Raw genomic sequence first — 26,721 nt, forward strand, 5'->3', positions numbered from 1 at the left:
GCCAAAAGATCATTTAAGGCTAACGACTTTATATATAAGACCTGCCAATATCCCCCAGGGGTAGTTAAAGACAATATTCATAATGAATACTTCAGCACCTGCATTTGCAGCAAAAAAACCTTGCCCTGCTAATGGCATTTTAACTAGAAAATTAAATAAAATAACCGCTAAAGCTATAATTGAGCTTTTAATAAAAATATTTTTTGGTAATGGTAGCGCAAATAGGATAGCCCAAACTCCACCCCATACCATTAAGCGGTAAAGTGTATACTTAAACTGATCATTCAGTTCAATACTATGCTGACGAATAAGGGTAAAAATAAAATACAAGATACAAGCACTAATTAAGCCAGCCATAAAACCAACAAAAGTTTTATTCAAAAATTTTCTCATCAAGATTACTCCTTTGTTTATCATAAACATAAAATTCATAGCAACGGTACAGTGTTGTCCATAAAACCAATAATGTATAAATCAATCCTAGTACAAATACTGTATTAGGAAATAAAATCATCAAGATAAAAAATATAAATGTTTCAGCTCTCTCAATCAAGCCAGGGCTATAATAAAAACTCTTTGTTGATTCTTTTTGACTGAAGATACCAACTAGCAAAAAACTACTAATACAGGCAATTATAGACATCATCATTAATAAACCAACCCAAGCTATTTGTGGCTGATTAATAAAAATAGCGATAATAATAAAACTTTCAACAAAGCGATCACTTAGGATATCTAACATAGTTCCTAGTGATGAAGAGCTACCTTGTAGCCGCGCAACTGAACCATCAAGAATATCAAAATACCCAGATAACAAAAGCAAAGTTACACAGAAATATTCGTTTACAAAAAGTAATCCTGCTGCAAATAAACCACAAATCAAAGATGTCAGTGTAATCACATTAGGATCTGCTCTAGAAATCACAAGTTTAGCTACACTATCAACAAATAATTTTTGAAATACTGGTCTAATTCTTTGCTCAATCATAGTTTCTTGCCAAATACTTTCATTAAAAAACCGACTAGCTTTTTAACCTTAGTACTATACAAAATGGGAGTAAAGTAGCTACCAGCTAGCCTCTTATTTAACTCACTTAGAGTAGGATATGCAACTATGTGTGATGTCATGTTTTTTATTTTTAGCTTATTTTTAATAGCTATAGTCCATTGTACAATTAACTCACTAGCATTCTCACCAATGATTGTAGCACCTAATATATAGCCTTTTTTACTTACAGCCACCTTTATCAGTCCATCAGTTGCTAAACTTGCTACTGCACGGTCATTATTTTGATATGACAGCTTTAGAAGTGTTGCCCCGTGACTTTGCGCTTGTGCGATATTTTGTCCTACATGGGCTATTTCTGGGCTTATATATATTGACCAGGGTAAACTAGCATAATCAACTTTTGCTGGTAATTTAAAAAGAATATTTTGAATCACAATACCTGCATGATAGCCAGCAACATGAGTAAACTGATACCCACCTATAACATCGCCCATTGCATAAATATTTTTGTAATTTGTTCTTAGGCGCTTATCAACCCTTATGCCTCTTACGGTATATTTAATGCCAGTTTTGTCTAAATTAAGCTTATGTAAATTTGGCGCTCGTCCAGCAGCAATTAACAAATGTGAACCTTGATAAAGCTTATCACCACAGTAAAGATTTATCTCTTGGTTATCTTGCACTATCTCGCTAATATTTACATTTGTTATCACATTCATAGCTAGCCTATCAAATTCTTTAAGAATAATCTTTCTAGATTCACTATCAAGCATCCCTAAAATAGCATCTGATGCCTCAAAAATAGTAACCTTGATACCAAATAAAGCATAAGCCTGCGCTAACTCAACACCGATAGGTCCACCACCAATAATCATCAAATGCTTAGGTTTTTCTTTAAGCTCAAAGATTGTTTCATTAGTTAGGTAATCTACCTCATCTAAGCCTTTAATCTTAGGTATAATTGCGCTTGCCCCTGTTGCTATAACAATATACTTAGCCTTAATAACATTATCACCTGCTTTGACTGTATATTGATCGATTATTTGACCATATTCTTGGATAACTTTGACACCCAAAGCTTCAAAACGCTCAACAGAATCATGTGGTTCTATCTTCGCTATCGTGTCTTTAATATGCTGCTGGACTTTTTTATAATCAACATTAATACTATTTATATTTATGCCAAAATCTTGTGCCTTATTTGTTTTTGTGATAATTCTTGAGGCTTCTATAATTGCTTTAGAAGGTACACAGCCATAATTAAGACAATCACCACCCATCTTGTTACCTTCACACAAGACAACTTTAGCGCCCATTTGTACCGCACCAGCTGCCACAGAAAGCCCGCCTGAACCTGCACCAATAATGCAAATATCTGTCTTAATCATAATTAGTAAACCTTTTTGTTAAGTTTTTTGATAAACACAGGAACGACTGATAAGATTGCCAAAGCGATTATTGGCAAAATAAATTGTGGCTCTAATATAATACCTAAGTTGACCTCATCACCCTGCTGGATTACGTAGGCAAAACTAGTACCAACCCATATATAGACAACACTACCAGGGATTATACCAAGAAAAGTCGCCCAGAAAAAATCTCTAAACTTAACGCCCAACAGACCAGCTGAGATGTTTATAATAAAAAAAGGAAAAATTGGAATTAACCTCAGTACTAGCAGATAATTAAAAACATCTTTCTCAAAACCGCGGCGCATTTTCTCTATACTTCTTTTTGCCTTGGTCTTTAGAAAATCTCCTAAAGCTGTTCTTACCGCAAAGAAAACCACACTAGCCCCAAGTGTAGCTGCAACTACAACGACAAAAGATCCTAACAGCAAACCAAATAATAGTCCTCCAAGCAAGGTCATAATAGTAGCTCCTGGGATTGAAAGCGCCACGACAGCTATATAAGCGCAAGAGAAAAATAATATACTTAGTAAGAAATGACTATTAGTAAAAGCTATAATACTTTGATAATTCTCTTTTAGTTCATTTAGTGATAAATAATTTTGTCCACCAAAGCTAAAGAATGCAATAATGCCAATAATTAAAAATGCTAGAGGTAAAAACTTATAAAATTTACTATTAAACATAATTTGAGTTATTATTTAAGAGACATAAAATACATAATATACTCATGCTAAAAGAAACTCATCAAATTTATTTAGCTGCAATAAACAAAAATAGCTATAAAACTATATTTTACGCTCAAGAAGTACTAACACCAATTGGCTGTTTAATCGCGGTTGCTGATAATAGTTATCTATATGCTTGTTTTTTTACTAATGATTCAATTATTAAGTCAATAGAAAAACTACTAAAAACCTATAATGCAAAAATTACTTTTAAAACAAATAAAATAACTAGTCAAACAAAAGATCAGTTAGATAAATATTTTAAAATAGAGTTAAGAGACTTCTCAATCCCACTACAACTAACAGGTACTAATTTTCAAAAACAAGTTTGGCAACAATTAATAAAAATTCCTTATGGTGAGACTATCAGTTATCTTGAAGAAGCTAGAGAAATTGGCAAACCAACAGCTTTTAGAGCCGTAGCTAATGCAAATGGTAAAAATATTTTGCCAATAATTATCCCCTGTCATCGGGTAATCAATACAAATGGTAAACTTGGTGGTTATACTGGTGGATTAGATAAAAAAGAATATCTACTAAATTTAGAAAAAACTATCTAATAGTAAAAAGCGCATTAGCAAAGACTGTTCTTTAATATTTATTGTCATTCTCACGCAGGTGGGAATCTCTTAAATAGTATAAAGATCTCCGTGTCAAGCGCGAAGATAACTGTGATTTTTAGGTTTGAACAAATTGAGTTTTTTATTTTGCATTTGTTTTAGGCTAAGTTAGCATAGTGCTAGACAATTTTGCATGCCGATTCCTGAGCAAAGTCGAAGAGCTCCGTGAAAAAGTATGTCGTTATAGCTTTCGCAGTAAGTAACAAAATAAAGAATAAGCTTTTAATTACAAAATTCTTTTTCTATGTAACCAAATCCAGATAAGCGGTATTGCGATAATTATAATATCCGCTACAACCATTATCATAGTGTATTGGAATACATTTTTAACATGTGAGAAGCTAGGTGGAAATAACCCAAGTATAAAACCTAAACTACACATAAATATAGCTACTAATGACATTGTTATAAGCAGCCAATTAGAATTTCTTTTACCTACATGAAAAACTCTATAAGTATCTGGTCGTGTAAATCTAAGTCTAATCGCCGCGACAAACACCATTATCCACATTACTACAGTAAACTGTGAAGTGATGGCAATCAATAAAGCAAATGCGGCATATACTGATGGCATTATTAGAAATACCGATGATAATACAACTACAATTATTACCTGTATCATCAGCGTATTTACTGGCATGCCGAATTTATTCTTACCCGCCATAATTTTTGGGAAAAGCTCTTGCTCTGCTGCCGTTTGCATACCACGAGCAGGACCTAAGATCCATGTGCTAAGTGCCGCCAGCATACCTAAAGTTATCATTATCACAATTATTGGCTTAACATCACCTAAACCGATTATATTCAGTACTTGCGAAATACCCTGTATCAAACCATTTAAAACATTAACATCTTTTACTGGGATAATGATAGTCAAACCAACTGTTGTTAAGATAGTCAAAGATACAATTATCAAAGTAGCTATTAATATCGATTTAGGAATATTTCTTTCTGGTTTTTCGATATTTGTCATATGGAAAGCTACCGATTGAATACCTGAATATGATGATAATGTCTTCACTAATAGTGCATAAGTCCCTAAAGAAAATACTGGTAAAATATCGCTAAAACCATGATACTCTAAATTGCTCTGTCCAGTAACTACAAAGTATATTGCCCCAGAAACTAATAACACCCCCGGAATTATCATTCCAAATACTGCACCAATAATATTAAGGATTACTACTTTTCTTAATGGTAAGCAGTTAAATAAGCTTATGCCAACAAAAACAGCTACCATTATCAACCAAAAGGCTACACTTGTATGAGCATCCTCAGCAAAACCTCTAAAGCCAATATAAGAAAATGTTGCGATTAGTGCTGTCACTGAACTAGGAAAACCTACAACATTATTAAACCACTCTAACCACATTGCTAACACACCTGCTTTTTCACCCAAGCCAGCTTTGACCCAACTGAAAACCCCGCCATTATTTTGCGTAATCATACTACTAAGCTCAGCACAAATAAGTGATGTTGGCAATAAGAATGTAATCGCAGCAATTATGTAAAAGAAAATGCTCTGTAAGCCAATTGTTGCCATATAGGCTATTGAACTTAGACTAATTATCGCTGAAATATTTAGCATTGTTAATGAGAGTGTCGAGATTTTTTTGTTTGAGATATGCATGACTGTAACCTTATATAAAATACTCTTGAACAGTTGGTCTTAAATTATATTCACTAGCTAAAACCTTACCATAAGCACCTGCCGAATAGATAGCGAGTAAATCACCGCGTTTTAACTTTGGTAATAGATAGTGCTTTGCAAATATATCGCTTGATTCACAAATAGGCCCAACTACATGATAATGTTGTTTTCCAGCTGGATTTTCATCAGCTACAGCTAATGCAACTATTTTATGCTGGGCTTGGTAAAGTGCTGGTCTAATAAGCTCTGTCATCCCTGCATCTATTATTGCAAAGTGTGTATTTTGAGTAACTTTATTAAATAAAACTTGCGATAGTAGAATTCCTGACTGGCCAACTAATGATCTACCTAACTCAAAATGTAATTTAATTTCATCACAATATTCAAAAAACTTAGTAAATTTGGCAAAAAACTCGGCAAAATCAACAATTGGGTTTAGTTGAGGATTTTGATAATCAATCCCCAAACCACCACCGAAATTAACATGTCCAATATTAACATCATTTTGCTTTAAGAGTTTAATATGTTGATTTGCAGTGATAGCAAGTGATTGAAAAACTTGGGAGTTAAGTATTTGTGAGCCAACATGATAATGTAAACCAATCAGTTTTATATTATTAAATTTCTGAAATTCATTTTTTAACCAGTTAAGAATATCAACAAAAGCGATACCAAATTTATCATCAAACTGCCCTGTACTTATATAATGATGAGTTTGTGCATCTATATTTGGATTTACGCGTAGACAGATATTAACTTGTTTATTTTTGCTTTGGGCTATTTGATTAATAACTTCTACTTCTTGTAACGACTCACAGTTAAAAGCAAAAATATCATTATCAATAGCTAACTCAATCTCCCAGTCTGCTTTACCAACACCTGCAAAGACAATATGCTCAGGAGCTATTTTTTGCTCTAAAGCTCTTTTTAGCTCGCCACCACTGACACAATCTATACCCATATTATACTTTTTAGCTATAGCTATTATTTTAGGATGATGATTTGCCTTAATTGCATAATGAATTTCAGCATTTTTGAAATTCTTATCCAAAGCTTTTTTTGCAATAGCAAAAGTATCGTCTAAAAGCTGTAAATCATAGATATAGCAAGGTGTTGTAAGAGAGTTATCTCTTATATAGTTAAGTAATTTTGTATTATCAAAAATTATATATTTATTCATTAATTTATGCCCTTATGATAAATCAGGTAATTGCCAATCATTTTTAACTTGTTCATAGATATATTGTGGTAGTTGTACTAATACCGGTTTTTTACTTGAGTCTAGTGACGCTTGAATATCGCTAATATCATCTTCAGCCATAGCTGTACACCCTTCTGTACCAATAGTTGCAGACTTCCAGATATGCATAAAGATACATGAACCCTTTTTCGGTATTGCTGGGTTGGCGTTATATAAAACTTCTATGCCATATTTGTAAAGTGAAATCTTTGACATATTTTCTGCTGAGTGCCAATCTTTATCGCTAATTTGTTTGCTATCAACTATGTGATTGTAATACTTTGAATTACTATCATCGATACATATTATGCCTGTTTTTAACTGAATATAGTTAGCTAATGTCATATTAGCAACACCAAAAATTTTACCTAAACTAAAAATTCCTGCTGGAGACTTACTATCACCCTCTTGCTTTAATGGCGCCTTTGCTAAATTTTGGTACGAACTATCTGCCCATGCTAGACCATTCTTGCCGACGACAACAGTTCTAGCTGATTTAACAACTATCCAATTGTTATCACCAATTTTGTTGAAGTACCATAATCTCGCCGTTATACCTTGCCAGCTATCTGCCACTACAACAATCAGTTGTTGAGCTTGAGCTATTTTGTCTAAAGCTAGTTGTTGAGGATTCATAAATCGCTAACCTCTGCCTATAATTGCTACTTAAAAGATAATTCAAAGAGATTTTGTTGGTGTATATACTTTAGGCGATTTATATTTAGTGGTGAATAGGATTGATTAAAATAATTACTTAACATGCGCATAGACAACTCCTTTTTTTAGATATTCCAAACAACACTCATAAAACTAAAACCAAAAGACATACTCATGTTTGTATCCTCTTATTTGACAGAGAAAATACTTAATTATCTAAAGACTATAAATAATAGCATCTAATTTGTAAAATATTTTTTATATATGAAATTAAATTATTTGATTTTTAATAATAAAAAATTATTATAGAATCGTATTAATTAAACCAAGTTAGTTGTAAACTGACTTAGTTCAATGCAAACTTGTACAAGCAGGATATTTATTCATAAGCTTCTTTATACCAAACATAAAGAGACTTGTTTTAAACATATGAAAAAATATTCTAATAAATTTCAAATCATAAAGGAGATGCATAAATGAATGCCCAAAAATATATTGATAGCATAATTGCTCAAGTAGAAAAAAGAGATGGTCATGAAAAAGAATTCATTCAAGCTGTAAAAGAAGTATTTTCTACTCTTAAACCGGCTCTAGAACACAATCCTAAATATATCGAAGAAAATATTCTAGCGCGTATGGTAGAGCCTGAAAGAGGTATCTCTTTTAGAGTGCCATGGGTTGATAGAAATGGCAATGTACAAGTAAACCGTGGTTACAGATATCAATTTAATGGTGCTATAGGTCCTTTCAAAGGTGGTATTAGATTCCACCCAAGTGTATACTCAGGTATTATTAAGTTCCTAGGCTTTGAGCAAGTTTTCAAAAACAGCTTAACTACTCTACCTATGGGTGGTGGTAAAGGTGGTGCTGACTTCGACCCTAAAGGTAAAACTGACGCTGAGATCATGAATTTCTGCCAAAGCTTTATGATGGAATTACAACGTCATATTGGTCCAGACATCGATGTACCAGCTGGTGATATTGGTGTTGGTGGTAAAGAAATCGGCTATATGTACGGACAATACAGAAGGATTCGTGCATGTTTCGAGAATGGCGTATTAACTGGTAAGTCACTAGAGTCAGGTGGAAGCTTAATTCGTCCTGAGGCTACTGGTTATGGTGCGGTATTCTTCCTAGATGAAATGCTTGAGCATGATGGTGAAACCCTACAAGGTAAAACTGTAGTAACATCTGGTTATGGTAATGTTGCTTGGGGTGTATGTAAGAAAGTTGCTCAATTAGGTGGTAAAGTTGTTACAATCTCTGGTTCAAAAGGTTTTGTTCATGATCCTGAAGGTATTACAACTGATGAGAAAATTGAGTTCTTGCTAAAAATCCGTAACGGTGAAAAAACCATGCAAGACTACACCAAAGAATTCAATGCAAGCTGGCATCCGGGTGAAAAACCTTGGGGTATAAAAGCAGATATCGCAATCCCTGCAGCTACTCAAAATGAGATAGATGTTGAAGAAGCTCAAAAACTTATTGATGCTGGTGTTAAGTATGTTGTTGAAGCATCTAACATGCCAACAACTAATGAAGCAATTGAATTCTTAATGAAGAAAGGTATAATTCTAGCTCCAGGTAAAGCTGCTAACGCCGGTGGTGTTGCAGTTTCTGGTCTAGAAATGAGCCAAAACTCAGCTAGATTATCTTGGACAGCTGAAGAAGTTGAATCTAAACTTCAACAAATCATGGCTAATATTTTCCATGCTTGTAAGTTTGCTAGTAGCAAATACAACCTTGGCTACAACCTAGTTGCTGGTGCAAACTTAGCTGGTTTTGAAAAAGTAGCAGAAGCTATGATTCAACAAGGTAGATACTAATTCTTTATATTTCTTCATATTTCTTTTTTTCCTAAAAATTTCAAACAACTGTTATACTTTGTTACATTTAGTACACAAAGTATCTTTGATTTTTTTAATGACTACACAAAACAACAACTATGATGTAATAATAATCGGTGCCGGTGCTGCTGGACTTATGTGTGCTATACAAGCCGCTAAAAGAGGTCGTAAAACTTTGGTACTAGATCATGCTAATAAGATTGGCAAGAAAATACTAATGTCAGGTGGTGGACGTTGCAATTTTACCAACTATAATATAGCTGCTGATAGATACCTAGCTGATAACCAACATTTCATGAAATCCGCACTATCTAGATATACACAATGGGATTTTATATCTTTAGTGAATGATTATAATATCCCATTTCATGAAAAGACTTTAGGACAACTCTTCTGTGATAACAAAGCTAAAGATATCGTCAATATGCTTTTAGATGAATGTAATAAATATAATGCCAAAATACAACTACATACAACTATTGCAGACATTATAAAAAAACAAGATTCATTTGATATTTTGACCCAAACTGATGAATATACCTGCCAATCACTTGTAATAGCTACAGGGGGATTATCTATCCCAACAATGGGTGCTACAGGTTTTGGTTATAAGATTGCCAAAAAATTTGGGCTAAAAGTAAATCCACAACGTGCAGGACTTGTACCTTTTATATTTAATTCAAAAGATCAACAAAAATTCGGACGATTACGTGGTATTTCAATCTTCTGTCGTGTGTCTAATCACAAAGCTAGTTTTGATGAAAATATTCTCTTTACTCATAAAGGTTTAAGCGGCCCAGCGACTTTACAAATATCCTCGTATTGGAACTCTGGAGAAAGTATTGAGATTAATCTATCACCTAATGCTAATATTGCTGATTTTCTAAGCACAAAAAAAGAACAAGGCGCAAAAGCTACACTAAAGAACAACCTAACAGAATTATTACCTAAGAATTTTGTAGGTATTTTTTTCAATAGTGATATTCTCGAAAAAAGAGTCTGTGATTTAACAATCGATGAGATTAATACTATTACTAAGAAAGCACATCAATGGCTAGTATATCCCCAAACGACTGAAGGTTACCGTACTGCAGAAGTTACTTTAGGTGGTGTTAGTTGTGATGAGCTATCATCTAAAACTCTTGAAGCAAATAAAGTCAAAGGTCTTTATTTTATTGGTGAGGTTGTCGATGTCACTGGTTGGCTCGGTGGCTATAATTTCCAATGGGCTTGGGCTTCTGGTTGGGCGGCTGGTCAAGTTGTATAAGTACCAAACCTACGTTATAATTAACTAAGTATTTTAATAATTATATTTTGTGGTATGAAAATTCCTGCTGAGAAAGAATTTGCAATAAAAAAAGCAATTCTAAAAGCAATTGAACATGGTTATAGCCCAGCTCAGTTAGCAGATGGTTTTGGTGTATCTAAAAGTTTAATCTATAAGTACCGTAGAGCACTCAGAGATCAGGGTTTCATAAGAAAAAATGAAAATAGTATCTACGTTATAACACAAAATAAATTCTCTATCAAACCAAGAATGCCTGAAACTGGCAAACTTAACTTAGATGATGATATTAAAGATCCGTCACAGCAAACTCAACAAACTATCAATCAAGATATACAGCAACCTGTAATAAATGAACCTCAGTTTGAAACCAATCATGTTGAAATAAAGATTCAACAAAAGCTGCAACAAATCAGACAAATCCAGTTACAACAACAAAATGCTGCCAATCAAGATAAAGGACTTTTCAAAAAGATTCTCGGAAAATTCAAAAAGATAATTTAAGTTTGATTTTTATTAAATACCACAAAATCAACAGTTATTTAGAAATATTTTAGATAAGATAAATTTACATAGTAGGTATTTTAACCTAAACTAATCAATACTAGATAAAACACTGTAATTCATATCATGGCAAACAATAGCAAGACAATCCTCATAACTGGATGCTCCCATGGCGGTATAGGCTACGCTGCAGCTGCCCATCTTAAAAACCTAGGCCACAGAGTTTTTGCCTCAGCAAGACAACAAAAAGATGTCGAAGCACTTAGCCAAGAAGGCTTTGAAACTTATCTTATAGATGTAACTAACTATGAACATATAGATAATGCTTTAGCTGATATTTTAAATAAAACTGGTGGCACTCTAGATGTAGTGTTTAATAACGCAGGGTATGGTCAGGCTGGTGCTTTAGAAGATATTGATACAGAATTTCTCAAACAACAATTTGAAACAAATGTATTTGGATTACATAACTTAACATACAAAGCTTTGAAAATAATGCGTAAGCAAGGTTATGGCAAAATCATCCAACATAGTTCAGTATTAGGACTGGTTGCGATGAAGTACCGTGGTGCATACAACGCAAGTAAATATGCTATTGAAGGTCTGACAGATACCATGCGTCTAGAACTAAGAGACTCTAATATTTTTATAACTAGTCTAAACACAGGGCCTATTACCAGCAAGTTTAGAGAAAATTCTATCAAAACAATCTCCAATGTTGATTATGACTCCTCGGTGCATAAACAACAATATGAAAAAATACTTGCACGCCAACATAAAAAAGTCCCATTTAATGAACCGGCCATTTCAGTTGCAAAATTTGTTGAGAAAATAATAAATTCCAATAAGCCAAAACCTAGATATTATATTACCAAAGCAACTTGGATTATGGCATCGTTAAAAAGGATACTACCAACACATATTCTAGATAATTTCCTTAATAGATATTAGTAAAGCTATGTTTTTGAACAGTTATCGCTTGAATTTATATAGTAACCAACCAATAAATATAAAAATCACTGGTCCAAGAATTAATTCAAACTCATATATAAAAATATCATATCCACCCGTTAAATCACTAGATGGTTGAAAACTAAATATAATCCCAAGTGATGTCGATATAAATACTAAAAATCCTAATAAATACTTATAAGTACTATCCATAAGCTTGATGTAAGCAACTACTAGATATAAGTAAGGGATAAAATAAAGTACTGTAGCCATAAGTATTAAAGCTTGATACATCAAATTTACTGATGGTAAGAAATTAGTTAGTAATACTATAGCTGTTACTAATACACCCATAAATACTAGAGCATTCTTAGGAGAATCATATTTGTTGGTTTTGTGTAACCACTCTGGCAATATTCCTTTAGGTGTACATTTAAAGAACATTACAACTGGAGCTAAAAGCCAAATACTCACAGCAGCCAGCTCTGCAAATGTCAGTAAAAATGCCATTAATCTTGGAAACCAATCCCAACCAAATCTATGACCAATTATTTCAAATGCCTCCATCAACCCTGAAGTGCTATTTATTGTGTCAGGTGACGCAACAAGATTCAAAGCAATTGTCCCAAGTATATACAAACCCAACAAAATAAATGCAGAAAACATTAGACCATAATATAGATTTTTCTTAGCATCTTTGACTGAATTAGCAAAAGTTGGGATAATTTCTATACCTGCCATTGCAAACATTATAATAGTCAATGTTGATAAGTTATGCCAAATATTATTATGTGGAACAATATTAGCTAAAGAAAAATCTGTAGCGCTTTTTCCGACGATTAAATATGCTAGAAAACCTAGAACAATTATTGTTATAGCAGGTAAAAATGAGCCTAAAATACCACCAATATCAACGAGGTATTTATTAGCTCTCAAGCCATAAAAACTAATCACTGTAACTAACCAAAAAGCTACTAAAACAACTGTAGTTATATAATAATGATTATCAACCAAATCAGGCCGACCTATGAAATAGGCAAAGTTAGTAGCTAAAAAAATAAGTACAGCTGGATAATAAAATATCGTATTTACCCAGTATAACCACGCTACCATAAAACCTGCCTTTTGCCCTAAAGCTCTTACAGTCCATGAGTAAATACCACCTTCATCAGGATGTTTTCTGGATAACTGAACTGCGATTATAACCAAAGGTAAGAAAAACATTACAGCACCAAGTACCCAAAAGAATATTGCTGAAGCTCCCAAGCAAGCTGCTACAGGTATCCAACGAATACCAAAATTAGCTGTGACAGCCATGATTGTAACATCTTTTAAACCTAGAATTTTATCTTGATTAGAACTTATATCCATATCATTAAACCTTTATCTTAAAATTTGATAAGGGTTATTATATGTAATAAAAAACAGATATATAAGAAAATATTTACAAACATCATTTGATAATAGAAATATTATATGTAAATTAAGTAAGAAAACCAAATTAGTGAGTTTACAAATAATACTCTTTATGATGCTAAAGACAACTAAATTTCATAGTTATCTCTTAGATTGCATTATTTGTTTTCCTACCCTCATTAATACCATATTTAATATAATGTTCAAGCCCATTTTTGAAAAATCCAGATTTCACTGCTTCTGCTACATCCGGATATTCTTTAAGATAAAAATCCTCTTTAAAATCTAAAATAGGCTTCCTACCCTCATTAATACCATACTTCATATAATGTTCAAGCCCATTTTTGAAAAATCCAGATTTCACTGCTTCTGCTACATCCGGATATTCTTTAAGATAAAAATATTCATCAAACTGAAAATCACTTTTGTTAATTTCTTTTGTATATAGTTCTAAACCATCACGAATAGCTTGGATAGCATTTTGATTGGCTAGATAATTTTCTAGAAAAGAATCATCTTTGGTAACTTGATAGTTATCCATATCTGTTACAAAACTCTCGAAATCTTTTTCATTTAAAAGCACATGAACCGTAAGTATATTTTTAATACCTGAATTAATAGGATCTATAAAATCTGCATTTTGAGTATCATCACTGATTAGAAGTTCTGAAATAATCACTGAATTATCTTTAGAAGTATAACTACTAATCATTTCTCTTAATACATCATCATTCTCTGGGCCAGACCAAAGATTATCATGTGCCGACACTTCCATATCTCTATAATCACCTATTAAGCTATTACCTTCCGAATCCCTAAGATTAAATTTACCTTTTAATACTTTATTATTTGGCTCCCCAACTCCAGTATTAACACCATCGGCAATTAGTGAGTGATATTTTACTGTGACATTATCTCCTGGTCCTTTCGTTAGCTCCCTATCTATTTTCTCCTGCACCACAAAATATAAACTAGTATCACCTACCCTTTTATGCAGCGATAGTGCAGGCCACAATAAACCAAATGGCTCTGAATCATATGTCGAGATTAAAGGTACATTTGCAGTAAATACATTTTGTCCTACTTGTTGTATCCAAGATTTACCTTGTGGACAACTAATATTATCCGAAATATACCTACTTTGTGGCATAAGACTATTTTGCTCTTGCGTATTAGTATGTAGTTTTATGTTGAACTTTAGTTCATCGCCAGCAAAAACAACTCCAGAAAGTAATGTAAAACTTAATAGTATTTTTTTCATTTTTTAAATCTCACTTTTTTTGATAAGTATATATTTTCCTTATTAAAAAGATGTTAAAACATGTAATTTATTGTAAAACTTAATTATTATCTAATTTGAATACTAGTTAATTAGTAGTCTGGAGCTAAAGTAATAGAAGAAATAATATTAAATAAAAATAAGCTAGTTGAGTATAATATAAAAGTATTATTAGATTAATTATAATATAAAGACTATTACATCATACCTGGCATACCGCCCATGCCACCGCCCATAGGCATAGCTGGAGCAGCTTCTTTGATTTCACCAACCATAGCCTCTGTTGTAATCATAAGGCCAGCAATTGATGCAGCATGTTGTAAAGCTGAACGCGTAACTTTAGTAGGATCTAAGATACCCATTTCAACCATATCACCATAAGTGTCATTTGCAGCATTATAACCATAGTTACCTTGATTAGCTTTAACTTGGTTAACAACTACAGAAGACTCACCGCCAGCATTTGATACTATCTGTCTTAGTGGAGCTTCTATTGCCTTTCTAAGTAGCGCTATACCATGGTTTTGATCATCATTTTCAGCTGTTAAGCCATCTAATGCTTTCTGTGCTCTAATTAAAGCAACGCCACCACCAGCAACGATACCTTCTTCTACAGCCGCACGAGTAGCATGTAAAGCATCATCTACACGATCCTTTTTCTCTTTCATCTCAGCTTCTGTAACAGCACCAACTTTGATAACTGCAACACCACCAGAAAGTTTAGCTAGTCTTTCTTGCAGCTTCTCACGGTCATAGTCAGAGCTAGCTTCAGCAATATTAGCTTTGATTATATTTACTCGTTTAGCGATGGCTTCTTTTTCACCAGCACCATCGATGATTGTTGTATTATCTTTAGTTACTTGTACTCTACTAGCTGTACCTAGATGCTCCATGTTAGTTTCTTCTAGCTTCATGCTTAGATCTTCAGATACAAGTGTAGCACCAGTTAAGATAGCGATATCTTCTAGCATAGCTTTTTTTCTATCACCAAAACCAGGAGCTTTGACAGCGCACACTTTAACTACACCTCTCATATTATTAACAACTAAAGTAGCTAAAGCTTCGCTTTCTACATCTTCTGCAATTATTAATAACGCTCTACCAGATTTAGAAACACCTTCTAATACTGGTAATAGATCACGAATATTAGAGATCTTCTTATCAACTATTAGAATATATGGATTCTCTAAATCAGTAGTCATATTCTCTTGGTTTGTTGCAAAATATGGAGATAGATAGCCTCTATCAAATTGCATACCTTCAACAACATCAAGCTCATCTTCAAAACCTTTACCCTCTTCAACTGTAATTACACCTTCTTTACCAACTTTTGCCATGGCATCAGCGATAAGCTTACCAACAGTAGCATCAGAATTAGCAGAGATAGTACCAACCTGCTCGATTGATTTTGGATCTGAACATGGCTTAGAAAGTGCTTTTAGTTCTTCAACTAACTTAGCAGTCGCCTTATCGATACCTCTTTTTAGATCCATAGGATTCATACCTGCGGCAACTGCTTTTAGGCCTTCTGTTAATAATGCTTGAGCAAGTACAGTAGCTGTAGTAGTACCATCACCAGCAACATCAGCAGTTTTTGAAGCTACTTCCTTAACTATCTGAGCACCCATATTCTCAAATTTATCTTCTAATTCAATTTCTTTAGCAACAGATACACCATCTTTAGTGATAGTTGGCGCACCAAATGATTTATCTAAAACAACATTACGACCTTTTGGACCTAAGGTAACTTTTACAGCATCTGCTAGAGTATTAACACCATCTAGCATTTTTGTACGAGCTTCATCTGAAAATAAAACTTGTTTTGCAGCCATTTTAATTTCTCCTTTAAAATTTATAAGATTTAAATTATCCGATAATACCCATGATATCTTCTTCTCTCATCATCAGAAGAGTTTCATCACCAACTTTTACTTCACTACCAGAGTATTTACCAAATAGTACTTTATCACCAACTTTTACATCCATAGGTAGTGTAGAGCCATTATCTAATTTCTTACCATTACCAACAGCAACAACTTCACCTTGGCTAGGTTTCTCTTGAGCACTACCAGTTAAGATAATTCCACCTGCAGTTTTTGTTTCTTCTTCTGCGCGACGTACTAATACTCTATCTTGTAATGGACGAATGTTCATAACAATCTTACTCCTTTGTTAAATTAACTGTTTTTCTTTAAATGTTTTTTAATTTCTATGCATCTTAGAACAACTCTATAGTTCTAAGTTCATGCAACTCTACATATTGAGTCAAAAAAACATTTTTCAAGGAAATTTTTTATTTTTTTGCCAAATAAACGCTCTAAACTAATATTATTTTAAAGTTAAATTGCCTTAGTCTCTAATCAATATTATAGAGAAGCTTTCAAATTTAAATAAAAAACTAGCGCAATAAAATATATAATGATTAAGCTTATAAATAAGGATCTATAAATGAGTGTAAAAAGTATGAGCTTTTTAGCTCGAATAATTCACACAATAGGGTTTGAGTTTTTTGGTATTGTAATATTCACACCTTTTGCAATGTTTATTTTACATAAAGGTGTATTTCATATTGCCGGCTTAGCCATTATAATTTCACTAATAGCAATGCTATGGAATTTCATTTATAACTACATTTTTGACATCATAGAGATAAAACTAGGGATGTGTAGATCAAAAAGAAGACTACTGCCACGTGCCCTACATGCTTTGCTTTTTGAACTGGGGTTACTCATAGTCACGATTCCATTAGTAGCTTATATACTCAATATGAGCTTATTAGCCGCTCTTTTAGTTGATATTGGCTTTGTTATTTTTTACCTTATATATGCTTTTGTGTATAATTATATCTTTGATAAGGTATACTTTGATATAATTATCCGCAAGTAGATAACTTGATACAAGCACCCATAGCTTAACTGGATAGAGCGTCGTCCTCCGGAGACGGTTGCGGGGGTTCGAGTCCCTCTGGGTGTGCCAGATATAATAAGAGTAAATAGCCTCAAAGCCTTTAAATATAAGGCTTTAACTAATAATAAAGTGTGGTAATTAATTTATCAAGGTGCAAATAAGGTGCGTATTTATAAGTTTTCCACAGGGAAAAAGAAAGAAAAATAAGATTAAGCGCTATATATATAATGAGCTTTTGCGTCTAAACCGACTTGAGAAGCTTCACTATCAATTGATAGATTTCAACAAATGGCTTTATCTATCTTTTAGTTTACACTCTTTAACATTACTATGATTAAACATAGGTATAGCATAGCTTTATTGCAAAAATAATTACTGCCAATACTGGTTGTTCCTCCTATAAAAATTACCATAACAAATTTAATAATCGTAATTAAAAGAATCTCAATCGGGTAAAAGCATATTCCTACCGTTACATAATATTCCATATAGTTAGTCTGACTATATTTTGTAGTCTTTAGAAAAAACACCTATTGGTCATCCTATGGCTTGACCATAGGATCCACCTATTTTGCTTAGGTATAGTTTAAAAATTGGATTCTCCGATCAAGCCGCACAATGACATAATCCTTTCGGATTAGCTATATCAGCACGATGCACACAATGTAATTTCGATAAAACAGTTAGATAATGGAAAAGCGCATGTCGTAAATAAATAGCAAAATTTGAGGGTAAAAATTTCTGAAATGCTGACTTAGCCTTGACACGGCACATGAATCAAAAGTTACCGTTGCTTCCTTCCGGACCTGGCGGGGTTCACAATCTATCATTGCGTGGAAACCAAGTCAGCGATGTATATAATACTAAATATAACTAGAAATTACAAGTTGTCAAAGCAAATTCCATTATTTAAGATAAATTGGTATCATTGAGTTAGTAAAAAAATACACAACTAACAAAAATGATTATAGTAATATCACCAGCTAAAAGTCAAAATTTTGAACCTATAAAAACAGACTATCAATTCACGCAGCCAATATTTAAACAACAAATAACAAAACTTATAAATACTCTAAAGCATTATGAAGTTGAAGAAATCGAAAAACTAATGAAAATTAGTCCCAAATTAGCTGAAGAAGTATTTGCTAAACACAACGACTTTGACCCTAATCAATATGATAATTCAAATGCAAAAGCTGCAATATTTACTTTTAGTGGCGATGTTTACAAAGGTTTAGAAGCAAATACTTTAGATAGCAAAACTATAAAGTATTCACAAAATCATTTACTAATGCTATCTGGTCTATATGGATTAATTCGCCCTCTTGATTTAATACAAGCTTATAGACTCGAAATGGGCACAAACATTAAAATTGACGGCAAAATTCTGCATAAGTATTGGCAAGATAAAATCACAACTCAATTAAATGAGTATTTTAGCCAACAGCAAAATAAAATTTTAATAAACCTTGCCTCTAATGAGTACTCTCAAGCTATAGATAAAAAATCTTTAGATGCGAAATGGTTAGATATTGACTTTAAAGAAAATAAAGCTGGTACATATAAAACTATCGGAATCCATGCTAAAAAAGCCCGAGGCTTAATGACTAGATTTATTCTAGAAAATAGGATTGAAGATATCACCGATATCAAAAACTTCAATGTTGCAGGTTACCAATTTAATCCAGACTTTTCACAAGAAAACCTACTCTGTTTTACAAGATAATCATGTAATACATATCTAAGATAAAATTACTATTAGATGAAATTGCTTGAAGCCAAACTATTTCGTTATATTCCACAGCCAATCACTTCAATCTACTTAGTGATTCGCTTGATAGAATGATATACTATTTAATATCCTAGCCATATTAATAATGCACATTAGTGGAAGGTAGTTTTAAAAGAATAAATGGAAAATAAAATTGTTTGAACGAGGAGAGTTTTTTATTTTCCATTTATTCTAAAACTACAATAGCGTAGTGCTAGCATTTTTGCATACTTTTTTTTGCTAATGAAAAAAGTATGGTGCTATAGCTTACGAAGTAAGTAGCGAAACACAATCTTAAACCAACAACAAACTAATAGATAGAAATGAAAATTAAAATAATGTCTCTTGGTGAAAATCCACCTAAATGGGTTAGTGATGGCTATGGTGAATATAAGAAACGTTTAAGTAAATCAATATCTCTTGAGCTAATCGAGCTGCCAATAGCTAAACGCAGCAAAACTGGTAATCCTAAACTATGGATGGAACAAGAGGCTAAAACAATTATTAATAAACTCAATCATTCTGATCACTTGGTGATACTTGATGTTAATTCTAAAATCATCTCAACAGAAGAGTTAGCAGATAAAATGCAAAATTGGAAATTTAATAATCCAAATGTTGTGATTCTAATTGGTGGTCCTGACGGTATTGACCAAAGTATTAAAGAAATTGCTAAAGAAAAAATATCGATTTCAAAAATGACTTTTCCTCACCCTTTAGTACGTATTATTATTGCCGAACAACTCTATAGGGCTTATACAATACTAGAAGGTCATCCCTACCATAAATAGTTAAGTCGTGCCTTAGTACATCTATCGTTATTATTTAAATCTTTAATTTTCTTAATACCAGTAAAATTATACTGTGAAAATAACGCTGCGACAGCATTTGCCTGAGTAAAACCATGCTCTATATAAATACAGCCACCTTGTTTTAGAAAATTCTTTGCTTGAGATATAATTATCTTAATATCTGCCAAACCATTGTTTTTGGCAAATAAAGCCTCTGCAGGTTCATAGTCTTTGACGCTCTGATCAATATTTGTATCCGCTAAATCTATATATGGTGGATTAGAAACTATAATATCAAATTTACCATCGTCAAGACTTGTATACCAACTACTTTGGATAAATTTAACATTAGCAATATTATTTGCTTGAGCATTTTTACTGGCGATTTTTAGAGTCTCTTGGTGCAAATCAACCGCGACAACTTGACTATTTGCTAGCTCAGCTGCTAAAGCTAAGGCTATTGCCCCTGTACCTGTGCCAAGATCAAGTATTTTAACATCAGCATTTTTATCAACTATGTTATCTAAAACTGTAGATACTAATACTTCAGTATCCGCACGTGGTATAAGCGTATCTTTAGTTACATAAAGTTTTTGATTCCAGAAATACTTATACCCAAGAATATAAGCCAATGGCTCACCAGCTAAAAGACGCGAGATTTTAGCATCTATCTCTTTAATATGATTATCTTTTAAGATCTTATCAGGATTTAAATAGAGATAGGTTTTATCTAAATTTAAAACATCACATACTATAGTTTGAATATCATTTTTAAATGTTGCTAAATCATCAACCATCCCATGGTCATTCCCACACAAGTGGGAACCTCTAGAGTTAACAGAAATATTCGAAAGATGCCCACCTTTGCAGGTAAGACAGCCATACATTTTATAATTCTCAACTACTGAAGAAATAAATGATGAAATTTTATATTTACTCATCAGACATAGTTGCTAAAAGGTCGGCCTGATGCTCTAGAACCAATGGTTGTATAATACTATCTAAACTACCTTCCATGACTTCATCAAGCTTATAAAGTGTTAAGTTTATACGATGATCAGTAACTCTACCTTGAGGATAATTATAAGTTCTAATTCTCTCTGATCTATCACCACTACCTACTAGGCTCTTACGCGTATCAGATTGTTCTTTTTGTTGTTTATCAATTTCAGCTTGTAGAAGTTTTGATTTAAGCATCGACATCGCTGCTGCACGGTTCTTATGTTGAGAGCGTTGATCTTGACACTCAACAACTACCCCCGTTGGAATATGAGTAATCCTAATCGCTGAGTCAGTTTTGTTAACATGCTGTCCACCAGCCCCAGATGCTCTAAAAGTATCAATTTTTAGATCTGCTGGATTAATATCAATTCCTTCAACCTCATCAGCCTCAGGCATAACCGCAACAGTGCATGCTGAAGTATGAATTCTACCTTGTGATTCTGTAGCAGGAACTCTTTGTACTCTATGAGCACCAGATTCAAACTTTAGCTGAGAATACACACCATCACCATATATTCTTGAGATAATTTCCTTGTAGCCACCATGCTCACCTTCACTAGCTGATATCACCTCAATTTTCCAACCTCTTTGCTCAGCATATTTTGAATACATCTTAAACAAATCACCTGAAAATATCGAAGCCTCATCACCACCAGTCCCAGCTCTAATCTCTAAGAAAACGTTAGCATCATCATTAGGATCACGAGGTAAAAGAAGTATTTGTAATTCACTCTCAAGTTTTTCAATAGCTTCATTAGCTAACTTTAGCTCTTCTTTTGCCATCTCAACAAGCTCAGCTTCTTTTTCATTAAGCATTTCATAAGCGGCTTGTTTATCTTCTAAAGCTTGAGAATACTCTTTAAAGGTTTTCACGATCGGCTCAAGTTGAGAGTACTCTTTTGATAATTCCCTAAACTTATTTTGATCAGAGATAATCTCTGCATCACTTAATAAGGCACTAACCTCCTCATGCCTTTCTATCAAACTTTGTAATTTTGCTTTAATAGAATCTTTCATTTATTTTTCCACATTTAAACCAAACATACGTTTCATACATACAAGACATTCACTTCTACCCTGCTTAGAAGCTTCTTTCATTCCTACGACAGGATAGTGTAATACTTTCTTTTTAATTTCATAGGCAAATCTTTTAATTATTTCTTCGGCATCTTTACCATTTCTAATCTTTGCTAAGCTTTTCTCCAAAGATAAATCTACAAGTCCATCAGCCTTCTGAAAAAGTTCCTTAATCGCGCTATTTGAGATAATAGCTTTTTCTTTTTCAAGGTATTCCTCAAGAGATTTTACAATAATTTTCTGCGCTTTAGAGCTTTCATGCTTTCTTTTATCTTTGTTATCTTCAATAACCGCATTAATATCATCAACACAATAATAGACATTTTGCTCTAACTCGCCTAATTTAGGATCTAAAGCTTGTGGTATTGATATATCAATAAAAACTCTAGGCTTGTCACCAACATCTTTGCGTGTGACAATGTATTCTGAAACATTCACTGCCGCAATTATAATATCAGCTTTTTTGATCAATTGCGGTAGCTCTGTTAAGTAATGAGCACTAGCATTTCTAAAAGCAGAAGTAATCTTATGTGCTTTTTCGATAGTCCTGTTTGCTAACATTATCTGCTTAGGAGCAAGCGCTGTAACATGGCGAAACAAAAGTTCTCCTGTTTGACCAGCACCCATAATAAGGACATTTTTGCTAGAAATATTATCTAACTGCCTCTTAGCTAAATTGATTGCTGAGAATGCAACTGAAACTGGACAATGACCAATTCTAGTTTCACTGCGTACTCTTTTAGCTGTTGCAAAAACCTTCTGAAAAATTCTATCTAGTTCTTTACCAATGGCATGATTTTTTTTACTAAGAGTGTAAGAGTCTTTAACTTGCCCTAATATCTGTGGTTCACCTAAAACCATTGATTCTAAACCACAAGCTAATTTCATAAGGTGCATGATTACTTCTGTACCTTGTCTTAATTTAAAATAATCTTTGATTTTGTAATTAGGATTTCTGACATAGCTTTGCCACCATACCAAAACATCATCGACAACTCTTAAATCAGATATTTCAAGGTACACTTCAGTACGATTACAAGTAGATAATATTACAGCATGTACAACATCATCTATAGCAAGTATTGATCTATACAACATAGATACATCTAAACCAGAGAGTGCAAACTCACTACGAACTTCTATCGGAGACTTTTTATAATCAATTGCTAAAGATATTAATGCCATATTCAAATATTATTAAACGTAATAAAATAAATTAACCTAGAAAAACAAAAACATATTCTAACACAAAAGACTAAGACATTACATTCTAATCTGATTAATAAACTTACAACGTTGATAATTTTTATGTTAAGATGTTATATGTTTACTAGAAACTCAATAAATTTGTAGACGTCACGAATATGAAAAACTTATCCAAGAAACAAACTCAAGCTCTATATACAATAGCTGGAATAATTATAGTTGCTATAATTTGCGCACTAATTTTGCAGTTTTACAACTCTAGCAATGATAAAAAAATGCTCGAAGCAGCAACAATTTATCAAAAAGCGCTAATAGCTAGCGAGAATCCAAAATCATCCCCTGAAACAAAAATTGCTAAATTTGAACTAGTTGTTAACGACTATCCAAATACTAGCTTTGGTATATTCGCAAGTTGGCAATTAGTCGATTTATATACTACGGCAACGAAACCAGACTCAAAAAACCTCAATATAAATGTTAATAATCTACCAAAAGCTATCGCTGTACTACAACAAAGTATAGAGAATAACCCTAAAGATAACCTTAGTGATATTAGCAAAGTAAGGCTTGCTCGGCTATACATCGTAGCAAATCAGCCTGATCAAGCTATCAAAACACTTCAAAGTATCAAATCTTTTAAAGATAATGCCTATCCTTTGATGTTATTAGGGCAAGCATTTAGTGAGAAAAAAGATAAGACAAAAGCGATTGAAATTTGGCAAAAAGCTTTACAAGATCCTAATAGCTCTGCCGAATTCAAACAGATTATTAGTCAACTTATAAACAATACAAACTAGTTATGAAAAAACTATTTTTTATTACAACTCCTTTGCTGTTGTCTGTATTAACAGCTAGTTGTTCTAAGAGCAATGTCCCACCTCCTACACCATTAGCTGAAAAACCTCCTCGAGAAACTTATATAAAAGTTATATGGAAGAGAAAAACAGGAAATGGTAATGGTGGATTAGCAAATTATAATGTTGCTCCAGCTTACGCAAATGATACAGTATTTGTCCCTAACCAAAATGGTATGGCATATGGCTTAGCAATTACCAATGGCAAAATAATTTGGAAAAATGATACTGGCACAAATCTCTCAGCACAACCAAACACTATAGCAAACGCTGTTATTTTCGGCTCTATAAAAGGAACATTGACTGCGATAGATGATAAAGATGGCCAAACCCTATGGCGCACAGATGCTCCAAGCAGCATTTTTGCTCAACCGACCATTTATGATAATTCGATTTATCTACACACCCATGATGGCTCAGTTTCAGCATTTGATGCAAGAAATGGCTCTAAAGAATGGAGTGTTTCAAATAATATACCTGAAATTACATTACCTGGTAACTCATCACCAATAGTTCTTAATAACACCGTAATGGTTGGTAATGCTTTTGGTGCGGTTTTAGGCTTTACTATAAAAAGTGGTGATAGAACCATCAATATACCGATAGCAATTTCTCATGGCTCATCACCTGCTGACAAAATGGTAGATATCACTGCCAATCCAATGTTGTATGATCACTACCTTATTTTTGCTGCTTACCAAGGAGCTATAGTTGCTTTAGACAAAGATACTGGTAAAATGCTTTGGGCTAAAAAAGCCTCTATTATCAATAACATGGCGATTAACAACGGTATTATTTTTACTACCCAAGATAATAGTGAGCTAAAAGCTTATGATATACAAACTGGTGATACCGTCTGGACTCAAGATACGCTGAAATGGCGTAAAATAACTGCTCCAGTCTACTATAAAGGCTTAATAGTTGTTGCCGACTACCAAGGTTACCTACACTTTTTTAACTCATTAAATGGTGAGTATCTTGGCAGATATAAATTAACCCCTGAAAGCGATATTTTTGATTATGGCATCTCTGGACAGTTAGTCCCAACTGAGAAAGGAATTATTATCGAGGCTGATAATGGAACGACATACTTAGTTGATGCTTATAGCGATAAAGTTATCTATGATAGTATACTAAGTGATTATCAAGTTGACAAAGGTAAGAGTGTTGCGCAAATTTATCCGCTTGAACAAGACAAATCTAGTAAAGCAGCAAATACTGTAGCAGCTAAAACAACAGAAGCTAAACCAAAAGGCATCAATGCTACTATAATAATTGGTGATTTTAGTAAAGGTAAACCTAGCTAATGTATAAAGGCATCAGACCATCAATATTTATCTTAATCTTCATGGTCTCTCTAGGGCCATTTGGCGATACTATTTACGCTCCAGCACTACCTGAGCTTAAAGATATCCTAGTTACTGATTACCCACATGTCCAGCTTACTATAACTTCATATTTACTTGGCTACTCAATTAGTCAGTTATTATATGGGCCATTTTCTGATAGATTCGGGCGTAAGCCAATAATGCTAGTAGGATCATGTTTTTTCATAATTAGTTCAATAATATGTATATTAAGTAACCATATTGACACCTTAATATATGCTAGATTGATACAAGGCTTTGGTGCTGCTGCTGGTGGTGTTATTGCTACAGTTGCTGTCAAAGATGCTTTCAAAGTTAACGAACAAGGCGCGGTTTTTGCTATTATGAATATAGCTTTTGCTCTAGCTCCAGCATTTGGTGCAGTACTTGGAGTATTTCTTAGCCCAGCGTTAATTTTTTGGGTATTATTAGTTGCAGCTAGTATATTATTTATAAAAGTAGCAATATTTTTTCCAGAAACAATTAGAGAAAAAAACTTTGAAGCTTTAACTTTTAAGTCTTTCTTTAAGAACTACTTTTCACTTTTTAAAGACCATCAATTTTTCTTTGCTACTTTTGTCCTAGGGATAAATATTAGCGTAATGTACGCATGTCTAGTCACAGCTCCAGATATATTTGTCAATATTCTCAAACTTGAGAAATCTAACTTTTTATACTTACTAACGATAATGGTTACAGCTGTTGTATTAGGATCTCTTGTTTGCTCAAAACTAAGCCACCTAATTGCCTACAAACATCTTGTAAATTTCGGCATGTTTTGTACTTTGATTTCAGGAATACTCTGTATCTATGCCTTCAAAAAGCTTAGTGGTTCAGAGTTATCTCTAGCTTTAACTGCGATATTATCACTGACATTTATAGGAATATCATTTAGTGTTCCTTTACTAACTCCTATTGCGCTAGAGAACTTTACTACTACAGCAGGTGCTGCCTCATCTGTGATGGGATTTATGCAAATGGGCATAGCTTCAATAACCACAGCTATTATGAGTCAAATTAATTTAGGTAGTGAGTTTATTTTATCTTTTGCATTTGTAATATTACCACTTATTGGTTTAATAATATTCTTACCTTATAGTTGCTACTTTTTGAAGAAATAAGTTTTTACAGTTACCCTAAGCTTACGAAT

At 33.2% G+C, this 26,721-nt stretch carries 24 protein-coding genes, 1 tRNA gene, 1 other RNA gene and 1 pseudogene; 12 read left to right on the forward strand and 15 right to left on the reverse strand.

The annotated features are described in order from the left end of the window. Positions 1–9 precede the first annotated feature (9 nt). The 4 genes from CGC45_RS07615 to CGC45_RS07630 are packed head-to-tail and all read right to left on the reverse strand — an operon-like array spanning position 10 to position 3,119. Complete coding sequence (locus CGC45_RS07615; RefSeq protein WP_071629704.1) at positions 10–393, reverse strand: membrane lipoprotein; 384 nt, start codon at positions 391–393, stop codon at positions 10–12. Continuing rightward, a complete protein-coding gene (locus CGC45_RS07620; RefSeq protein WP_071629705.1) occupies positions 374–988 on the reverse strand; it encodes a CDP-alcohol phosphatidyltransferase family protein in 615 nt (204 codons plus the stop codon). The genes CGC45_RS07615 and CGC45_RS07620 overlap by 20 nt, the downstream gene beginning before the upstream one ends. Continuing rightward, positions 985–2,397 carry a dihydrolipoyl dehydrogenase family protein gene (locus tag CGC45_RS07625; protein WP_071629706.1) on the reverse strand — a complete coding sequence of 471 codons (1,413 nt, stop codon included), beginning with the start codon at positions 2,395–2,397 and terminating at the stop codon, positions 985–987. The genes CGC45_RS07620 and CGC45_RS07625 overlap by 4 nt, the downstream gene beginning before the upstream one ends. A 2-nt stretch (positions 2,398–2,399) precedes the next feature. Continuing rightward, positions 2,400–3,119 (reverse strand): TVP38/TMEM64 family protein, encoded by a 720-nt coding sequence (locus CGC45_RS07630; RefSeq protein WP_114702122.1) that lies wholly within the window; start codon positions 3,117–3,119, stop codon positions 2,400–2,402. Positions 3,120–3,148: 29 nt separating this feature from the next. Between CGC45_RS07630 and CGC45_RS07635 the strand changes: the two genes are divergently transcribed. After that, positions 3,149–3,706, forward strand: a complete 558-nt coding sequence (locus CGC45_RS07635) for a methylated-DNA--[protein]-cysteine S-methyltransferase (protein WP_071629708.1) — start codon at positions 3,149–3,151, stop codon at positions 3,704–3,706. A 286-nt stretch (positions 3,707–3,992) separates the two neighbouring features. Here CGC45_RS07635 and CGC45_RS07640 read toward each other — a convergent pair whose 3' ends face one another. From CGC45_RS07640 to CGC45_RS07650, 3 genes are read right to left on the reverse strand one after another with little or no spacing between them, the layout of a single operon-like run. Then, entirely contained in the window at positions 3,993–5,396 is a 1,404-nt protein-coding gene (locus tag CGC45_RS07640) for an APC family permease (RefSeq protein ID WP_071629709.1), read from the reverse strand. 10 nt (positions 5,397–5,406) lie between these two features. Further along, on the reverse strand, positions 5,407–6,597 hold the full coding sequence (gene lysA, locus CGC45_RS07645; protein WP_071629710.1) for a diaminopimelate decarboxylase: 1,191 nt from the start codon (positions 6,595–6,597) through the stop codon (positions 5,407–5,409). A 12-nt stretch (positions 6,598–6,609) separates the two neighbouring features. Beyond that, positions 6,610–7,293, reverse strand: a complete 684-nt coding sequence (locus CGC45_RS07650) for a L,D-transpeptidase family protein (RefSeq protein ID WP_071629711.1) — start codon at positions 7,291–7,293, stop codon at positions 6,610–6,612. A 497-nt stretch (positions 7,294–7,790) separates the two neighbouring features. Here CGC45_RS07650 and gdhA point away from each other — a divergent pair, with 497 nt between their 5' ends. The 4 genes from gdhA to CGC45_RS07670 all read left to right on the forward strand — a co-directional run bounded on the left by gdhA (position 7,791) and on the right by CGC45_RS07670 (position 11,901). Continuing rightward, positions 7,791–9,140, forward strand: a complete 1,350-nt coding sequence (gene gdhA, locus CGC45_RS07655) for an NADP-specific glutamate dehydrogenase (protein ID WP_071629712.1) — start codon at positions 7,791–7,793, stop codon at positions 9,138–9,140. A 97-nt stretch (positions 9,141–9,237) separates the two neighbouring features. Then, positions 9,238–10,428: a BaiN/RdsA family NAD(P)/FAD-dependent oxidoreductase gene (locus CGC45_RS07660; RefSeq protein WP_071629713.1), complete on the forward strand. Its 1,191-nt coding sequence runs from the start codon at positions 9,238–9,240 to the stop codon at positions 10,426–10,428. A 54-nt stretch (positions 10,429–10,482) separates the two neighbouring features. Continuing rightward, positions 10,483–10,950: an FTL_1293 family small RNA FtrC-regulated protein gene (locus CGC45_RS07665; protein ID WP_071629714.1), complete on the forward strand. Its 468-nt coding sequence runs from the start codon at positions 10,483–10,485 to the stop codon at positions 10,948–10,950. 126 nt (positions 10,951–11,076) lie between these two features. Further along, a complete protein-coding gene (locus tag CGC45_RS07670; protein WP_071629715.1) occupies positions 11,077–11,901 on the forward strand; it encodes an SDR family NAD(P)-dependent oxidoreductase in 825 nt (274 codons plus the stop codon). A 21-nt stretch (positions 11,902–11,922) separates the two neighbouring features. Here the strand turns inward: CGC45_RS07670 and CGC45_RS07675 are convergent, their stop codons facing one another. The 4 genes and pseudogenes from CGC45_RS07675 to CGC45_RS07690 all read right to left on the reverse strand — a co-directional run bounded on the left by CGC45_RS07675 (position 11,923) and on the right by CGC45_RS07690 (position 16,750). After that, positions 11,923–13,272 (reverse strand): APC family permease, encoded by a 1,350-nt coding sequence (locus tag CGC45_RS07675; protein ID WP_071629716.1) that lies wholly within the window; start codon positions 13,270–13,272, stop codon positions 11,923–11,925. A gap of 475 nt (positions 13,273–13,747) precedes the next feature. Then, positions 13,748–14,578, reverse strand: a pseudogene (locus tag CGC45_RS07680) (hypothetical protein); the annotation flags it as partial. Between the two features lie 215 nt (positions 14,579–14,793). Beyond that, a complete protein-coding gene (gene groL / locus CGC45_RS07685) occupies positions 14,794–16,428 on the reverse strand; it encodes a chaperonin GroEL (RefSeq protein WP_071629717.1) in 1,635 nt (544 codons plus the stop codon). A gap of 34 nt (positions 16,429–16,462) precedes the next feature. Beyond that, a complete protein-coding gene (locus tag CGC45_RS07690; RefSeq protein ID WP_071629718.1) occupies positions 16,463–16,750 on the reverse strand; it encodes a co-chaperone GroES in 288 nt (95 codons plus the stop codon). Between the two features lie 294 nt (positions 16,751–17,044). Here CGC45_RS07690 and CGC45_RS07695 point away from each other — a divergent pair, with 294 nt between their 5' ends. Both CGC45_RS07695 and CGC45_RS07700 read left to right on the forward strand, forming a co-directional pair. Next, positions 17,045–17,482, forward strand: a complete 438-nt coding sequence (locus CGC45_RS07695; protein WP_071629719.1) for a PACE efflux transporter — start codon at positions 17,045–17,047, stop codon at positions 17,480–17,482. Positions 17,483–17,496: 14 nt separating this feature from the next. Then, positions 17,497–17,572, forward strand: a tRNA-Arg gene (locus CGC45_RS07700). Between the two features lie 680 nt (positions 17,573–18,252). On the opposite strand, the gene ffs is transcribed toward CGC45_RS07700, so the two are convergent. Then, positions 18,253–18,349, reverse strand: an RNA gene (gene ffs, locus CGC45_RS07705) — signal recognition particle sRNA small type. 115 nt (positions 18,350–18,464) lie between these two features. On the opposite strand from ffs, the gene yaaA reads away from it, so the two are divergent. Beyond that, entirely contained in the window at positions 18,465–19,229 is a 765-nt protein-coding gene (gene yaaA, locus CGC45_RS07710) for a peroxide stress protein YaaA (RefSeq protein ID WP_071629720.1), read from the forward strand. Between the two features lie 368 nt (positions 19,230–19,597). After that, positions 19,598–20,065, forward strand: a complete 468-nt coding sequence (gene rlmH / locus CGC45_RS07715) for a 23S rRNA (pseudouridine(1915)-N(3))-methyltransferase RlmH (RefSeq protein ID WP_071629721.1) — start codon at positions 19,598–19,600, stop codon at positions 20,063–20,065. Here the strand turns inward: rlmH and prmC are convergent. From prmC to CGC45_RS07730, 3 genes are all read right to left on the reverse strand, one after another. Then, entirely contained in the window at positions 20,053–20,862 is an 810-nt protein-coding gene (prmC, locus tag CGC45_RS07720) for a peptide chain release factor N(5)-glutamine methyltransferase (RefSeq protein WP_071629986.1), read from the reverse strand. The genes rlmH and prmC overlap by 13 nt on opposite strands. Positions 20,863–20,998: 136 nt before the next feature. Beyond that, entirely contained in the window at positions 20,999–22,084 is a 1,086-nt protein-coding gene (gene prfA, locus CGC45_RS07725) for a peptide chain release factor 1 (protein WP_071629722.1), read from the reverse strand. Continuing rightward, the gene (locus tag CGC45_RS07730) at positions 22,085–23,329 is read right to left on the reverse strand and encodes a glutamyl-tRNA reductase (protein WP_071629723.1); all 1,245 of its coding nucleotides are present in this window, start codon (positions 23,327–23,329) and stop codon (positions 22,085–22,087) included. 179 nt (positions 23,330–23,508) lie between these two features. Between CGC45_RS07730 and CGC45_RS07735 the strand changes: the two genes are divergently transcribed. From CGC45_RS07735 to CGC45_RS07745, 3 genes are read left to right on the forward strand one after another with little or no spacing between them, the layout of a single operon-like run. Beyond that, a complete protein-coding gene (locus CGC45_RS07735; protein ID WP_071629724.1) occupies positions 23,509–24,147 on the forward strand; it encodes a YfgM family protein in 639 nt (212 codons plus the stop codon). Between the two features lie 2 nt (positions 24,148–24,149). After that, positions 24,150–25,511, forward strand: a complete 1,362-nt coding sequence (gene bamB / locus CGC45_RS07740; protein ID WP_071629725.1) for an outer membrane protein assembly factor BamB — start codon at positions 24,150–24,152, stop codon at positions 25,509–25,511. Continuing rightward, positions 25,511–26,692, forward strand: a complete 1,182-nt coding sequence (locus tag CGC45_RS07745) for a multidrug effflux MFS transporter (protein ID WP_071629726.1) — start codon at positions 25,511–25,513, stop codon at positions 26,690–26,692. The genes bamB and CGC45_RS07745 overlap by 1 nt, the downstream gene beginning before the upstream one ends. Positions 26,693–26,721: the final 29 nt, after the last annotated feature.

This window comes from Francisella opportunistica, from assembly GCF_003347135.1.
Classification (GTDB): Bacteria; Pseudomonadota; Gammaproteobacteria; order Francisellales; family Francisellaceae; genus Francisella; species Francisella opportunistica.